7 protein-coding genes and 2 pseudogenes are annotated in these 16,528 nt (G+C 46.0%); 4 read left to right on the forward strand and 5 right to left on the reverse strand.

Annotation, left to right across the window (positions count from 1 at the left end; all coding sequences use genetic code 11):
- Positions 1-109: 109 nt before the first annotated feature.
- Entirely contained in the window at positions 110-1,909 is a 1,800-nt protein-coding gene (locus IPJ09_17280) for a DUF5060 domain-containing protein (GenBank protein MBK7373161.1), read from the reverse strand.
- Positions 1,910-2,576: 667 nt separating this feature from the next.
- On the opposite strand from IPJ09_17280, the gene IPJ09_17285 reads away from it, so the two are divergent.
- The 3 genes and pseudogenes from IPJ09_17285 to IPJ09_17295 all read left to right on the forward strand — a co-directional run bounded on the left by IPJ09_17285 (position 2,577) and on the right by IPJ09_17295 (position 8,187).
- Positions 2,577-5,735 (forward strand): SusC/RagA family TonB-linked outer membrane protein, encoded by a 3,159-nt coding sequence (locus tag IPJ09_17285; GenBank protein MBK7373162.1) that lies wholly within the window; start codon positions 2,577-2,579, stop codon positions 5,733-5,735.
- A gap of 67 nt (positions 5,736-5,802) precedes the next feature.
- Positions 5,803-7,357: pseudogene (locus tag IPJ09_17290) on the forward strand (SusD/RagB family nutrient-binding outer membrane lipoprotein).
- Positions 7,358-7,491: 134 nt separating this feature from the next.
- Positions 7,492-8,187, forward strand: a complete 696-nt coding sequence (locus tag IPJ09_17295; protein ID MBK7373163.1) for a hypothetical protein — start codon at positions 7,492-7,494, stop codon at positions 8,185-8,187.
- An 83-nt stretch (positions 8,188-8,270) separates the two neighbouring features.
- Here IPJ09_17295 and IPJ09_17300 read toward each other — a convergent pair whose 3' ends face one another.
- A complete protein-coding gene (locus IPJ09_17300; GenBank protein MBK7373164.1) occupies positions 8,271-10,457 on the reverse strand; it encodes a VCBS repeat-containing protein in 2,187 nt (728 codons plus the stop codon).
- Positions 10,375-11,625, reverse strand: a complete 1,251-nt coding sequence (locus IPJ09_17305; GenBank protein ID MBK7373165.1) for a VCBS repeat-containing protein — start codon at positions 11,623-11,625, stop codon at positions 10,375-10,377. Before IPJ09_17305 ends, IPJ09_17300 begins: the two co-directional genes overlap by 83 nt.
- 83 nt (positions 11,626-11,708) lie before the next feature.
- Between IPJ09_17305 and IPJ09_17310 the strand changes: the two are divergent.
- A pseudogene (locus IPJ09_17310) lies at positions 11,709-15,001 on the forward strand (VCBS repeat-containing protein).
- A 970-nt stretch (positions 15,002-15,971) separates the two neighbouring features.
- Here the strand turns inward: IPJ09_17310 and IPJ09_17315 are convergent.
- Together IPJ09_17315 and IPJ09_17320 are read right to left on the reverse strand one after the other, a co-directional pair.
- Entirely contained in the window at positions 15,972-16,217 is a 246-nt protein-coding gene (locus tag IPJ09_17315; protein ID MBK7373166.1) for a T9SS type A sorting domain-containing protein, read from the reverse strand.
- Positions 16,218-16,235: 18 nt separating this feature from the next.
- Complete coding sequence (locus IPJ09_17320; protein ID MBK7373167.1) at positions 16,236-16,466, reverse strand: hypothetical protein; 231 nt, start codon at positions 16,464-16,466, stop codon at positions 16,236-16,238.
- Positions 16,467-16,528: the final 62 nt, after the last annotated feature.

A 16,528-nucleotide genomic window follows, 5' to 3' on the forward strand; every position in this document is an offset into this window, starting at 1 on the left:
AATTTTTATCGAAAGAACTAGATACTTGTGGCCAATCACTTGTGAAGACTAGGGAAATACACCTGTTATTTCTTTCATGAATGAGATTAGAAAAAAACAGTATCCATGTCTACTTCATCGGCTCTAATATAAATGCTGCGTCTTGTCCCATATAATTGCCATGACCCCCGGCAGGTTTCAACACAGGAAGGGTGAAACTCAGTTTGTTGCCATCGGTCACCATGGCTTCTCCTTCATAGATAAAAGCACCCCGCCAGGTATGATAGACCCGCACTTTATATTTGGATACATACGAACTCAGGGGCCGATAGGTATTTTTTAATGTCAAAGAAATAGTTGCACCAGTCACATCTGTCATCGGATCAGCCACCCATCCAAAGATCATCTGATCGCTGGTGATGGCAAAAGCATCATGTCCTCCGGAGATCGTATCGATTTTGGAGACATGCGTCAGTTTTGCAAAAGGGATCTCTTTGGTAAACCTGGATAGACTTCTGATCTGATTGGTGATAATATTGTCATTGAGATATCCGGAGTAGGCCCACCAAAAGGGCGACATCGCCGTACCATTGGCCAGGGACACCCAAAGTGCATTGTGATATAATGATTGATAGCCCGGCATACTCGGTTCATAATAGGTATGGTCCCAACCGGTTTCACCGATGATGGCAGGTTTTTCATAGTTGGTCCATAGTTTGGTGACCTGGCCGGCATAGTTATTATAACTCAATACAAGGGGGTGCTCTTCGTGGTTGGCGATACCACCATCTTTTATCATTGAAAATCCCTGTGCCTCATAAATTTCCCGGGACGGCAAGTCAAAAATCTGGTATCCCTCGTGCCAGTACTCACCGATTCCTCCACTGCGTGTACCAGTAGTCAAATGTTGGTAGGGATCATTAGCCTTGAAATAATCATGTACTTTTTTCCCCCACACGGCTGCCTGCAAACTATCGCCGGAGGTCCAACCATCTGTACCATTGACTTCGTCAACGATAAACCATAGCATCATAGCTTTGCTATATCCCCATCGTGCGATCATATAACGGTATAGATTTTCCTGTGCTTTCCAGGCATCCTCGCTGCGGTAAAAATCCTTGGCTTCAGTGATTTGTCTGTATGGATTGGTATTCCACCGAATATTGCCTCCACCCCACACGGTCTCTGACAAAAATGCATGAAACCAGATGTTGAGACTGAGCTGCATATCTCTTTCTTCCAGCATCTGTAGTACTTCGTCCAGGCGACCACTGATGCTCTGGTCATACCTTCCTACCCCACTGGCTTGTGTCTCCAGCGGCGTAATAAAACTGGAGATAAAATTGACACCAAGTGCTTTCAATTCATCGAGGGTCGTCTCTTTGATCTGCCCCCGGTTGAAGGCAGCATACCCATCATTGTACCACAATCCTACTCCATAATAGGTGTCTCCATTATCATATTGCAGATAGCGATTGTTTGGAGCGACGCGTACAGGGCCTTTGTTGGTTTTAGAAGGGATCACCTGGAAATAATTTCTTGTGCTGTCGTTTACTCCATTTTTGTCTTCGATATAAAGCTGGTAGCTCCATCTGCCGGTTTCATTGGGTGCAAATCTGACCTGCCATTGGGATTGCCAGCTATTGTAATTAAAAAAGCCATTAATGTTCCAGGTTTTGCCGGAGGGGGAGGTCATGACTGCTTTGAGGCTCACCTCTTGAGGATCAAACGGATTGGTAAACTCCGCTTTAAAGTCGAGGCTCAGCTGATACCTATCATACATGGCTACCGTGTCACTATTAGCCCGGATGACCAATACTTTTGGGATATCTGCCCGGCATAGGCACCAGGAAGACAATAAAACAATGACGAGTTGAAGTGGCCTCATCAATACAGGCGGTAGGAATTTGAAAGGAGAATTGTATGACATGATGTTTTTTTGCTTTGAATGAAAAAAATGAAATTAAAGTAATAGCCTCACTTTGAGGCTCGTCAGTCGTAATTATTTTTGGATGGCAAAACGAAAATGGTGCTTTAATACATAATTTATAATACTATTTCATCCATTCAAGGTATGGAATACATTTTTTCTTCTAATCAATGAGGTAGTTTTCCTTCTCACAATTTGAGCCGGAAAATAAGCCAGATCTCACCTTAAATACCAACTTAAAAATTGCAATGTCTGCGAATTTTGCCTTTGAAATAGCTTATACCCACCTATAAACAATTATCCTAAAATTTAATTCTGCGCAACAGTCATCATAACCTATTCATAGTACCTTGAACAGGTCCAATACAATTAAAAGTACCATATTATCAATTAGTTGACTTTTCTTAACAAAATATTAGAATCTGCTTTTATTTTCTTAAGATTGGGTTACATTCGCAGCTTAATAATCGTTTATAGCTACTATAAATAGGTCGATAGACCTTTTAAAAACCGATAACTCTACTTGATATGATCAAAATGCCGATCCTCATGAGCATGTATTTTCCTTGCAGTCGTACACCCATAAACAACATTTTGTAGAATTAACACTACAAGTAAAACCATCTTAGCAAGAACATTTAAACAATTAATTATAATAAACAGAAGTATGAAAAAGGAATTAAGTTTTATCAAATTGATGCTGCTTCTGATCCTTCCTAGTTTTGCTTTCTCTCAATCTGTCATGGTGAAGGGGAAAGTGACTGAAGAAAATGGAGACCCTTTGTTTGGGGTCAACGTGCTCTTAAAAGGAACGGCTCAGGGCGTAATTACAGATGACCAGGGTGAGTATGCTATCCAGGCCAATATCGGCCAGACGCTCACCTTTAGTTACATTGGATTTAACACGCAGGAAAAATTGATTTCTACTGCTGATCCCATCAATGTTTCGATGGCTACCGCCAACGTACTGGATGAGGTCGTAGTAACCGCCTTGGGTATCAGCCGTGACAAAAAAGCACTGCAATATTCAGTGACGGAGATCGACGGGGGCAATTTTACCCAAGCCAGGGTAAACAACGTAGGTAATGCGCTCTCTGGTCGTGTAGCGGGTGTCAATGTCACTCCTATGTCTACCGGACCTGCAGGATCTTCCCGTGTTATCATCCGAGGTAATAAAACCCTGGGTGGTGCCAACCAACCTCTTTATGTCATCGATGGAGTACCTATCGACAATAGCCAGCAGGGTACTGTAGGGCTGTGGGGTGGTTCTGACTCAGGGGATGGTCTATCCAGCATCAATCCTGATGATATCGAAAACATCACCGTCCTCAAGGGTGCCAATGCAGCAGCTTTGTACGGCTCTCGTGGTGGTAATGGTGTCATCAATATCACGACCAAAAAAGGCTCTAAAAGAAAAGGTATTGGTGTAGAATTTAATACCAATAATGTGGCTGAGCAGCTTGTAGACCTCAGTGAGTTACAGACTACTTACGGCCAGGGAAGTTATATCAATGGGGTAGCTACCAAACCTACTACTGTGCAGCAAGCCAGTGACTGGGGATTGCAGGGATGGGGACCCAAAATGGATGGCAGCCAGGTGATGGGCATCGATGGGCAGACTCATCCATATTCTTATGCCGGCAATAATTTTGATCGCTTTTACCGCACCGGTTTTGCTACAACCAATGGTCTGGCATTTACAGGTGGTACAGGCACTCAAAACTTCCGCTTAGGTTTGACAGACCTTCGATCCACTTCAATCGTACCTAATTCTGGATTTGACAGATTGAACGTATCGGTAGCCACAGATTCTAAATTTGGTAAAAGACTGACACTCACCGGCAAAGTATTGTATTCTAAAGAAAATGCAAAAAACAGGCCTAGAGTATCTGACTCACCGGGTAATGCCAATGAAGCTATTTGGAGATTGCCTGCCAATATCAATATAGAGGATACCAAAGGAGACCCTAACAAACCGGGTGCCATACCTGCTGGGTACGATGCTGCATTGTATAGCTCTGCCAACAGACAGATTGGTAATGAAAACCTGTCTAATTACAATGATTTCTGGGGCTCAAATGCCTATTGGTCTGCATATCAATTTAAAGACAACTCTAAAAGAGATCGTGTGACTGCATCAGCGCAGTTAAAATACGATATCACGGACTTCTTATATATAATGGGTCGGGTGAGCACAGACTTCTATAATACTAAAAGAGAGAATCTCACCCCTCAAGGTACCGGCTTTCAGCTAGGAGGAGGCATTAACGAATTTTTCCAGAAAAATTCTGAAGACAATTTGGATGCTATGTTAGGATTCGATAAAACCTTTGGTAAACTGTCCGTCAATGCTTTTGTCGGGGGTAATCAGCAAAGAGGCAAATTTGAAAGAATTTCTGCCGGTGGAACTGGCTTTTCAGTGCCTTTTTTCCATGCTTTGAATGTGGCCAATAATAGAAACTTTGGTTATGGTTATAGTGAATCTGGTATCAATTCTTTATACGGTTCTGCGGAGTTAGGTTGGAATAATTATTTATATATCACAGCCACCGCACGACAGGACTGGTTCTCTATCCTCAACGGCAAGGACATTCTCTATCCATCTGTAGGAGGTAGTTTTATCTTCAGCGATGCCTTCAGAGAGGCTATGCCCAGCTGGTTGTCTTATGGCAAGCTTAGAGCTTCCTGGGCGCAGGTAGGTCTCACTGGTAGTCTGGGCGCGTATCAGTTGTCTCAACCTTATGGTTTGAATGGCTCTCCACACTTAGGCAAGAATATGGCCAGTTTCTCTAATAAAGGGACTATCGCCAATCCAAACTTAAATCCTGCGCTTTCAACAGAGTTAGAGTTTGGTGCTGACTTAAAATTCTTCAATGGCAGACTAGGTTTAGATATTGGTGTCTATCAACAAAAGACTACGGATGATATCTTAAATGCTACCATCTCTACCGCTTCAGGTTTTAATAGTACTTCTGTCAACATTGGTGAACTTGAAAACAAGGGTATAGAATTCTTATTGTCCGGTACGCCGATAGAGACTAAAAACTTTGTTTGGGATGTTTCCTTGAACTTTGCTAAAAACAATAATAAAGTAATCTCCCTCATCGAAGGACTTAATGAACTTACTTTTGAAGAGTCTCGTACCCGTACTACCTTCATCAAACATATCGTAGGTGAGCCATTTGGGGTCATCACCGGGGTCACTCAAAAGATGCTTAATGGCAAACCAGTATTTACGGACGAAGGTCTTCCTGTGCGCAACGATCTGTACGAGAAGATCGGCGAGTCAGTAGCTAATTTTACAGGAGGTGTTAATAACAGCTTTACCTGGAAAGGCCTTAATCTTAATTTCCTGATCGACTTTAAGTCAGGTGGCGATATTCACTCTGGTACCAACCAAAGTATTGACGGCTGGGGATTCTCTGAAAGATCATTGCAAGGACGAGCCGGCGAAGCTCCCCTGGTGATATCTGGTGTCAATGAAAAAGGTGAACCACTCAATATAACCCTGACTCCTCAACAAGCCAGAAATTATTGGGGCAACCTCGGTGGTAGAAATGCTGCTGCTTATATCTATGATGCCAGTTTCGTCAAACTTCGTCAGTTGACTTTGGGTTATAGTCTGCCTAAGAGCATCCTCACCGGTACCCAGATTCAAAATGTAGGTATCTCTATCGTTGCAAGGAATCTGGCTATCCTGTCTAAGCACACCCCCAATATCGATCCTGAATCATCTTATTCCTTCAACGGAGGTGCACAGGGGTTGGATTATTTTGCATTGCCATCTACCAGAAGCGTAGGGGTTAACCTTAATGTTACTTTCTAAAAAAAACAGATCACTAATAACTATTTCTAAAAAAAATATTTATTGTAAAATTTCTAAAAAACAATACATGAAAAAATTATTTATAGGCGCGTTGTCGATCTTGTTTTTTGCAAGTTGCGGCACTGATGCGTTGAAAGACTTAAATATCAATCCACAGGCTCCAAGTACCATCGATATGAACTTCCTGATGACCTCTGCTCAATTGGGTACAGCGTCCGGAGGATCCCGGGGAGACAACCGGTATATCGACTGGCGTACCAATATCGGGATGTGTGCACATGCTATCCAACATATAGCCAATACCGGAGCCAGTATCGCCCCCGGCGACAAATACAACCAGGAGAATGGTGAAACCAATGCTGCTCCCTGGGACTTTTTGTACAATGATGTACTTCAAAACCTTGCGGAAATAGCTCGCCAGACTGGACCTGGTGGTTTTGAAGAAGGCAGAAGGAAAAATATGCGCGAAGCGGCCCGTATTTTGAAAGCTTACAATTTTATGAGGCTGACAGATTATTATGGCAATATTCCTTATAACGATGCTTTGAAAGGGATCACAGACGGTGTCTTTTTCCCAACTTATACCGATCAGGCTACCATCTATGCCGATTTATTAAAAGAAGTATCTGAAGCCACCGCTGCGATGAGCACTTCCAATCCTGATGACGGATTTGGCAATGCTGATCTTTTCTATGCAGGGGATATCACCAAATGGAAAAAATTTGGTAATTCACTTTTACTGCGTTTGGCTATGAGAATCTCTAATGTGGATGGTGCCAAAGCTGCCCAATATGTGGCTCAGGCTATCTCCGGAGGAGTGATGACCAGCAATGCTGACATCGCCAAAATCAAGACCGCGCTCGGTCCCAGTGAGTGGACCAATCAGAATGGTATCTCCAGGGCTTTTGCCAATGGAGATGGAGGTCAACCATCTTGTTTGAGTAAGACTTTGATAGATTTCTTGAAAAACAACAATGACCCACGACTGATGGTGATCAGTGGTGGCGTAGGTGGTGTTGATCAGAACCCAGCCAATCAAAAAAGGCTGCCCTAATGGACTGGATGCCTCCACTTTGGATGCTTATACAGGTAAGACTGGTTCTAATCTTATGGTAGAATTTTCTATCATCAACCCTAAACTGTTGGATGATGATGAAGATTATGTCTTTATGAACTATAGTGAAGTAGAGTTTTTGTTAGCGGAAGCTGCCGAGCGCAAGATCGGTGGTGCTTCTGATGCTGCGGGCCATTTTGCCAAAGGCGTCAAAGCGGCCATTCAACAATATGATATTTATGATGCTTCTACTGCTGTATCAGATGCTGCTGCCAATGCTTATGTCACCGCAAATCCTTACAAAGGGGGTGCAGCCGGCTTAGAGCAAATCGGACAACAAATGTGGGTATCTAAATTCTTCAACTGGTGGGATGCTTGGGCTGACTGGAGAAGAACCGGTTATCCCGTATTGGTACCTGTCAACTATCCGGGTAATCTGACAGGAGGTACTATACCTCGTAAGTTGAGAATTCCTGCAGGTGAGTTGGCGACTAACGCTGCCAATGTACAAGCAGGAGCAAGTCTGCCTAATGATTATACTACCAGAGTATGGTGGGATAAGAAGTAAGGTGGTCATAGACTGCATTTAATATTATTACATATAAAAAGGAGGTTGTTATACGACCTCCTTTTTTGTTTTTATTCCTGTAATTTTATTGGTTTTTGGACTACACTATGGACCCAATTATAAATATTTAGGCTATGATTAATTCTTTAAAAATAATCTTGTTTTTGTGCTCAAGTTTGTGGCTAAACTCCTTATCTGCACAATTTGATGTCATCCGGGGTAGCGATATTGAAGATTATATGTTGATCAAGCAGCAGGATCCGTTTGGCCGCCAGGCAGATGATGTGTTGGGCAGTCCTTATCTCAATGATACTTTTAAAGTAGCAGATGTATATACGACCAAAGGCATATTTAAAGATGTCCTGGTGCGCTATGATGTTTATCGCGATTGGATAGAATTTTTGAAAAATAATCAAACCTTTATCCTGGATCCCTCGGCTGATCTGCTCAAAGTGGACCTGCACGATCAGGCCTGGTATGTACAGCCTTATGAAGAAGGGGGTCGGTTAAAACTGGGATTTTTTAAAATGCTGGTAGATGACAAGGTCAAGCTCATGGTAAGGAAAACCGTCAAATTTCAGGATCGCAAATTGGCCAAGGCGTTGGAAGCCAAAGGGACGCCTCCTCAATATGTGCCGGGCAAAGATCAATATTATCTGCGTGTCGACACCCGGCCTTCCGAATTACTCTATAGCGCTAAAAAAATAGCAGACCTCCTGCCTGATCATAAAAACTCTATCGCTTCTTATATCAAGAGGAAAAAGGTTTCGTTGAAGGAAGCTGAATTGTTGGAGTTGATGGCCTACTATCAGAAGTTGGATGAAAAGTGAGTTGGGCTAAACTCGATATCAGCATCCGTTTTTCCTTTATACGTTTTTTCAGGCGTTTACCTCCATGGGCTAAGTGTACAGATTCAATATTCCAGTATCCGGCATGCACTATTATTATTGGCTACGAACACCCGATGATTGATGATCACCATATCTCTCACCTCGGTCTTTAGGCTCAAACCGGCATGGGTAGATGGTCGGAATCCCTGGTGGCCTATCCCTTGAAGTAATAAACCCCGCCCCGCCGCTTGTCGGCCCATCTGAGGTTTTAAGGCAAAATAATTGCCTGCCAGCAAGATATCTTTCACGCCATCCTGATCAAAATCCTGGATGGCAATGGCCATGACCGGAGCCCATTGAGCCTCGAGTGGCAGAGGACTAAAATGCAAGCCATCTGAATCATTCCATAATATGCCGGTATTAAAATTTTCCGCATTGAAAGTGGTCATCCTGGTTTTATCCATATTTGGAAATAAATCCGCGAAAGTCATACCGGCAAAATCCTCGTATTTGAGCCCCGTCTTTTTAAGAGAAGGAACTTGAGCCATAATCTCTGATTTGGAACAAAAAGGATACAGGGTAGTATCATCCGGTGCTTTCCAATTGATGATAAATTCGCTTTTTCCATTGGCATCGAAGTCTCCCACCTGCATAGTGAGTGGATGGAGTGTGGATGGTTGTAATTTAGAGTTGAGCCCCCAATTGCCTACGACAAAATCCTGATCTCCATCGCCATCGAGATCGTCTGCCACGATGCGTTGCCACCAACCGGTAGTGCCCTTGACGGTCACCGGATCCATTAAAGTGCCTGCCTGGTTGCGAAATACCGTGATTGGCATCCATTCTCCGGTGACGATCAGCTCCGGCCAGCCATCTTTATAGACATCCGTCCAGGAAGCATCGGTGATCATACCCAGGGTACTGATGGAGGCAGGGGTATGATCCGACCAGCTGCCCTTAGCGAGGTGTACCAGGTACGATTGTGGTCTTAATCCATAATTGCCCGGCACCACCCGGGCACCGAAAAACACATCCTGGGTCCCGTCCGGATATGGAGTCACCCGGATGGTGGCAAAATTGCCCAGTACCGGGGGTATATTATTGGCATCAACGGTATAAGTGCCCTTGCCATCATTAAGGTAAAGCCTGACGATGAACGCCAGCTTGTCCAACCCTACTTCGTTGCTGCCGGCACCGATGAGCAGGTCCAGGTCTCCATCCCCCTCAAAATCAAAAAAGGCACCACAGGTGCTTTCAAAACTTTTGTCTTTCTCCAATACGGTCTGGTTGGTTTGGACAAAACGGCCATTAGCTTGCTGCCGGAACAGTTTGTCAGGGTCGTCTTTGGCTCCTAACAGCAAGATATCCTCCAGCCCATCCTGGTTGATATCGCCTTTTAATATCCTGGGGCCTTGAGTAGACAACATGGATAGAAGGAGCGGCTCCTGGTTAAAATCATTATAATGGTTTTCATGATGGACTGCTCCCGGCAGGATTTCTGCAGCATTCAATTCTTTAAAAATCAATTTTTCCTGGCTTTGGACAGGGGAGGATACCAATTTGGCATCCCCGGCACGGAGCGTGATCGCCTGATTGGCGGGCACCTGGTATTGTACTTCAGTCCGGCCATTAGGCCAGTATACCGAGAGAGTATCGATGATAGAGCTTGATCCCAGGCCAAAAAATAAGCTGGGCTCGATACTGCTTTGAAATCCTCTGTTAGTGAAGTTTTCTTTCACCCAGGTATGACCACCTGTTTTTAAACTTACTTTGGCACCGATACCGAAGGCATTGTATTTGTCTCCCGCAAACTTCACCGTCAGGTAGGCATGACCCGGCTGGTGCGTGAGATTTTCATAGACCATCGAGGCCTGATTGACATTATTGATCACCAGGTCGAGGTCACCATCACTGTCCAGGTCGGCATAAACTGCCCCATTGCTAAAGGTTTTTTGATCGAGACCCAATGTGACTGCTTCGTTTTTGAACTGCAGATCACCGTGTTGCACAAAAGCATAATTGCGCAGGCCTGTAGAGGGTAGTTGGCTACTGATACCAAGATTTTTTGGGCCCATGCCGGCTTGTTTGTTGTTTTGATCATATACAAACTCTCTAAAGTCTCCTTCCATCAGGTCTTTGTAGATACCATTGCTGATAAAAATATCATTGTAACCATCATTTTGAAAATCAAAGATCATGGCGCCCCAGCTCCAATCGGTCGCGGCGATCCCGCAAAATTGGCGATCTCCGGAAGTGCCCCCGGCCATCATTGAGGTGCAGGCAGTTTTGGATGAACTGATAATAATTGGCCCGGTAGCGATAGTCTTCGAGGTGAAAGGGTTCGAAAACCACCATCCGCTTGATGCGGTCATTGTCCCCCGGCAGCATATCCGTAGAGACGATCTCCGGATGACCATCGCCATTGAGGTCGGCGATATCCCCGCCCATACTGGAGGTCGAACAATAGTCTAACCGATCATTTAATTCTTCAGTAAACCCACCGTGCTGATTGTTGATATAGAGATAGTCTTTTTCAAAAAAATCGTTGGATATATAGAGGTCCGGCCATCCGTCTTCGTTGAGATCACCGGTGGCGATGCCCAGCCCAAAACCTATCGCACTGGAGTAGATCCCGGCAGCGGTAGTCACATCGGTAAAGCTGCCGGTGGTCTCGATATCATTGCGCATCAACTTGTCACCACCCAGGAGATCCGGCTGGAGGCGCATGCTGCTGTAGAGCTCGATGCGGTCAGGATTTTTAAAACTATTGTTGAGGATATAACAGTCGAGGTCTCCGTCGCGGTCATAATCGAAAAAACTCGCATGGGTGCTATAACCCTGGTTATTGAGATGATAGGTTTTGGCTTTTTCGGTAAAGCTGGGTACTCCATTTTTTATGCCCGCGGGACCATTATTGATGAAAAGTTCATTTTCTTTATTGTCCCCATGGATGTCCCCTGAATTGCATACATAGATATCGAGCCAGCCATCGCCGTTGATGTCGGCCATACTCACCCCGGTGCTCCAGGCTTTGTCGCCTCCGACACCGGCTTCAACCGTAATGTCCTTAAATTTTAAGTCCCCCAGGTTGAGATATAATTTGTTTTGATGCTGGTTGGAGGTAAAAAAAATATCCGGCCTGCCATCATTATTGATATCGCCTGCTGCTACGCCTCCGCCATTGTAAAAATTGCGGTAGGTGATCACATTAAACTCAGGCGTCTCGCGGACCTCATTGACAAAATCTACTCCGGTCTGTGCAGGATCGAGCAGGTGGAAGATAGGACGGTCGGTGGCTGCGGTGGCTGCAGGTATGCTATCAGCTTTGCGGGATTCACAAGCAGGCAGTGCCAGCACCATGACCCAAGAGATCGCATATATAATAGATCGATTTAAATTTTTTAAAAAGATCTCCTGAAAATAACCTGACCGGACCAAGCCATAAAATTAAGTGAAGTTTTTGGACCACCCCTTCTTATTTATAGTAATTTTGGTCCTCATCCATTCGTGCTTTTTTCTTCATGAGCCATCGCCTATTATTCTTATCTCTTCTTTGGTGTACCCTCTCCTGTAATACCAAACCGACTACCTCGATATTTAAAAAACTGGATCCGGCCAAAACCCAGGTCACCTTCGCCAATACCATCACCGAGACCGAGGAGGACAATGTACTCAATTATGAATATTTTTATAACGGAGGGGGTGTAGCTGCTGCGGACTTTAACCGGGATGGACAGATCGATCTTTTTTTTACCGGCAACCAGGTGCCCAACCGACTCTATCTCAATCGTGGGCAGCTTCGGTTTGAAGATGTCACCGCCGGGGCCTTCCCTTCGGAGCAAGACACGCACGCATGGCATACGGGGGTCACCGTGGTAGACCTCAACCAGGATGGCTGGCCCGACCTTTATGTGTCTGTCTCAGGCAATATCGATCATCCGGAGTGGCGCAAAAACAAACTATTCATTAATAACGGCGACCAGTCAAAAGGTGGGGCAGAAATCTCTTTCTCTGAGCAAGCTGCGGCCTATGGGCTCGACCTCGCTACTTACTCTACACAGGCAGCATTTTTTGATTATGACAAAGATGGGGATCTCGATGCCTATATCCTCAACCACAATGTCAAAGACTTCAAACGATTTGATGTCAAAGCGATCCAGTTTATGCGTGATTCGCTGGCAGGGGACCGGCTGATGCAGAATGATCATGGCCATTTCGTCGATGTATCGGTACAGGCCGGCATCAAAGGCAATCCGATCGGTTTTGGCCTGGGCATTCATATCGCAGATCTCAATAATGATACCTGGCCCGATATCTACGTGTCCAATGACTACCTGGAGGAGGATTATCTCTATATCAACCGGCAGGATGGCACTTTTACCGACGAAATAAAAAGCCGCACCAACCATATCTCCTATTTTTCAATGGGCAATGATATCGGTGATCTCAACAATGACCTGTTGCCGGATATCATCACCACCGATATGCTGCCGGAAGACAATAAAAGGCAAAACTGCTGTTTGGACCGGACAAATATGAAGCCTATCTCTCCATGCTCAAAGGGGGTATCCATCCTTCGTTTATGCGCAATATGCTGCAGTTAAACAATGGTGATGGTACCTATGCCGAGGTCGGCCAGCTGGCAGGGATGTCCAATACCGATTGGAGCTGGAGCGTGCTGATGGCCGATTTTGACAATGATGGCTACAAAGATTTGTTTTTCTCCAATGGTTACCTGCGGGACTATACCAATATGGATTTTATGAAGTATTATGCCGATGCCTCCATCCAGTCAGGAGTCAAAGTCAAAGACATGATCGAAAAAATGCCCTCTACCCGCACGGCCAACTATATCTATCAAAACAGCCAGGGCAGTGGCCGCTTTGGATTTACCAATAAAGTGAAGGATTGGGGTTTTGAGGAGCCGATCATCTCTAATGGTGCTGTGGCAGTAGACCTCGACGGGGATGGTGACCTGGAGCTCGTCACCAACAATCTCAATGCCGTCGCCTCCATCTATCAGAATCTCAGCGCTGGGCAGACCATCCCCCCAGCATCTGCGCACTACCTCGAGATCCAATTGCAGGACAGTACTATATATATGTATGGTACCAAGGTCCTGGTCTACGCCGGTGACCTGGCACAATACCAGGAGTATGGCCCTACCCATGGCTATCAGAGCAGTAACCTGGGAGTGATGCATTTTGGCCTGGGCACTCATACCTCCGCCGACAGCATCATCGTCCTTTGGCCGGATGGTACACGCCAGAAACTGACCGGCATCCAGGCAGACCAGCTGGTACCCCTTTCCCGACAGGGATCATTGCCTATAGCTCCTGGGCCCCCTTCAGACCCGCTTTTTGTCAGGATAGCTTTTGACTACGCGCATAGCCAGCTACCGTCCAATGATTTTACCCAACAGCGCTTCCTGCCCCAGATGTGCAGCTATACCGGTCCGCGCATGACCCAGGCAGATGTCGATGGGGATGGGCTCATCGATTTTTATATCGGTGGAGGTAAAGGCCAGGCCGGGCAACTGTTTAAACAAAATCGCGCCGGTGGCTTTGAGCTCCTGCCCCAGGCGGATTTTGAGCAAGACCGTTTATGTACCGATACGGATGCGACCTTCGTCGATATTGACGGCGATGGTGACCAGGACCTCTATGTCGCCAGTGGGGGCTACCAATACCTGGAGCATGACCTGGCCCTGCAAAACAGGTTGTATCTCAATGATGGCCGGGGTCATTTTGACAAAGCCCGGGACGCCATGACAGACCTCCCCTATGCTGACAATGTGGTCAAAAAAATAGACCTGGATCACGACGGGCATCCTGAGATCCTCCTCGGCGGTGGTTGTATGCCCCTGGCTTATCCCCTGGCTCATCCCACCCGTCTCTATCGATATGCCGGCGGTCGGCTAGTCCGCGCTGCGGAGCCGGCACTCGACAGCCTGGGCGTGATCAGTGACCTCACCATCACCGATATTGATCATGATGGCGATGAGGATGTGCTGGCAGTCGGCGAGTGGTCAGGCATCCTGCTTTTGGAAAACAAACTAGGTAATCTGCAACCGGCCCGTAATATCTATCCCGGCAGGACCGGCTTATGGAACCGCATACAAATCACCGACATAGACAACGATGGCGACCAGGACCTGATCGTGGGCAATTTTGGACTCAACTCCCAATACCAGGCCAGTGAAGCAGCCCCCATCACCCTTAGCCTGGCCGATTTTGATGGCAATGGCTCTATCGATCCCCTCATCTCTTATTACACCCAGGGCACCAGCTATCCGATGTATAGCAAAGACGAACTGCTGGATCAACTGGCCATCTTAAAGAAGAAATACATCACTTATGACCAATATGCTTCTGTCACGACGGAGGAGGTGCTTGGTCAGTTCAGCACCATCAAACCCCTGACGATGGAAGTCAATACCCTGGAGACTACCTTGCTGATCAATGAAAAAGGCCTGTTCCACCCGGCGCCCCTGCCCATCCAGGCGCAGTATGCCCCGGTCTACGCCATGCTCACCAGGGATCTCAATGGAGACGGCTACGAAGACCTGATCCTCGCAGGCAATCAGTCACACGCGCGCGTGCGCCTGGGCAGGCTCGATGCCAATTATGGCCAGGTCTATTTCAACAACCGGCATGGCGGCTATGACTACCTCGACCAGCGCACTTCCGGCCTGCAAGTCAAAGGGGATGTAAAAGATATCCAACTCATAGGAGATAAGCTGGTGATCGGTATCAATGATGCCAGGATCGAAGTCTATGGACTTGCTGGTAGCAGCCACCTCCGGTTGCGGTGATGACCTTAAAGGGAGACAAAATGCCTATTACCCCGATCTTGAAGAGAGATAAAACGCCAATTACCCTGGCCATGAATAGAGATAAAATGCTATTACCCCGACACTGAAGGGAGGCGAAATTCCTATTGACTGGTCCATTTTTTTTGGTCTTGTGTAAACTTTTTTTAGGACGGGTCAGGCCCTGAAAGGAGCCCTGTATTGCGGCAAGTGTGGTCGTTAGCAGGCGGCGCCTTCAAGGCCGCCTCCTGCTTCGCGCGATGGCAGGTAATTTTTTTTTATTCACCAAAGACAAGAGGCAGCCCTGAAAGGCGCCCTATATTGCGGCAAGTGTGGTCGCTAGCAGGCGGCGCCTTCAAGGCCGCCTCCTGCTTTGCGCGGTTGCAAAAGGTAATTTTTTTTATTCACCAAAAGACAAGAGGCGGCCCTGGAAGGCGCCACTTGTCCCCAAAAAAAGCCCCACATCGCTGCGATTCACCAAAAGACAAGAGGCGGCCCTGAAAGGTGCCCTGTATTGCGGCAAGTGCGGTCGTAAGCAGGCGGCGCCTTCAAGGCCGCCTCCTGCTTTGCGCGGTGGCAAAAGGTAATTTTTTTTATTCCCCAAAAGACAAGAGGCGGCCCTGAAAGGTGCCCTGTAATGCGGCAAGTGTGGTCGTTAGCAGGCGGCGCCTTCAAGGCCGCCTCCTGCTTTGCGCGGTTGCAAAAGGTAATTCTTTTTATTCACCAAAAGACATGAGGCGGCCCAGAAAGGAGCCCTGTATTGTGGCAAGTGCGGTCGTAAGCAGGCGGCGCCTTCAAGGCCGCCTCCTGCTTTGCGCGGTTGCAATAGGTCACCAAAAGACAAGAGGCGGCCCTGGAAGGCGCCACTTGTCCTCAAAAAAAAGCCCCGCATCCCTGCGAGGCCCTTTGCTATCTGGTATAAAGGTATTTCTTGTAAAGATTTCTCCTGTGGCTTCAGGAGCACAGCGAACTTTTAATCCACTTTCACCACAGTCATCGACTCATTGATCTCCGCACTCGATACCCGTACGATATAAGTACCCGGCGTATACTCCGACATGTTAAGGTCAAGGTAGTTCGAACCATTTCGAAATAGCAACCCTTTATTGAAAACACTTCGACCAAGAATATCATAGATTTCTAATCTCACGTTGCTCTCAGTATTACTATTAAAAACTATCTCAAGCTTTCCTTTTACTGGATTTGGATATGCTTCCATACTAAACCTATCATTTTTTTAATAATAATACTCTGTATATCTGTATAAGTGGCTTCCATTTACATCAATCTGCTTAATCCTATAATATACTTTCCCTGCACTTCCAATATTGTCATCATATATATATAATTGCTCATTACTTGATTGACCAGCTGCGGCTTTCTTGCCTATAGTTGTCCAATTTTCTTCTCCATTTATCTTTCTTTCAATATTAAATTCAAGTGTATTAATTTCATTTTTGTAATCCAAGTTAGTTTCGATTTGTTTTGACCCAAATATTTAGCGTTGAAATTAATAAGTTGCAAAGGAAG

It is taken from the genome of Saprospiraceae bacterium, from assembly GCA_016709995.1.
In the GTDB taxonomy this organism is placed as follows: domain Bacteria; phylum Bacteroidota; class Bacteroidia; order Chitinophagales; family Saprospiraceae; genus JADJLQ01.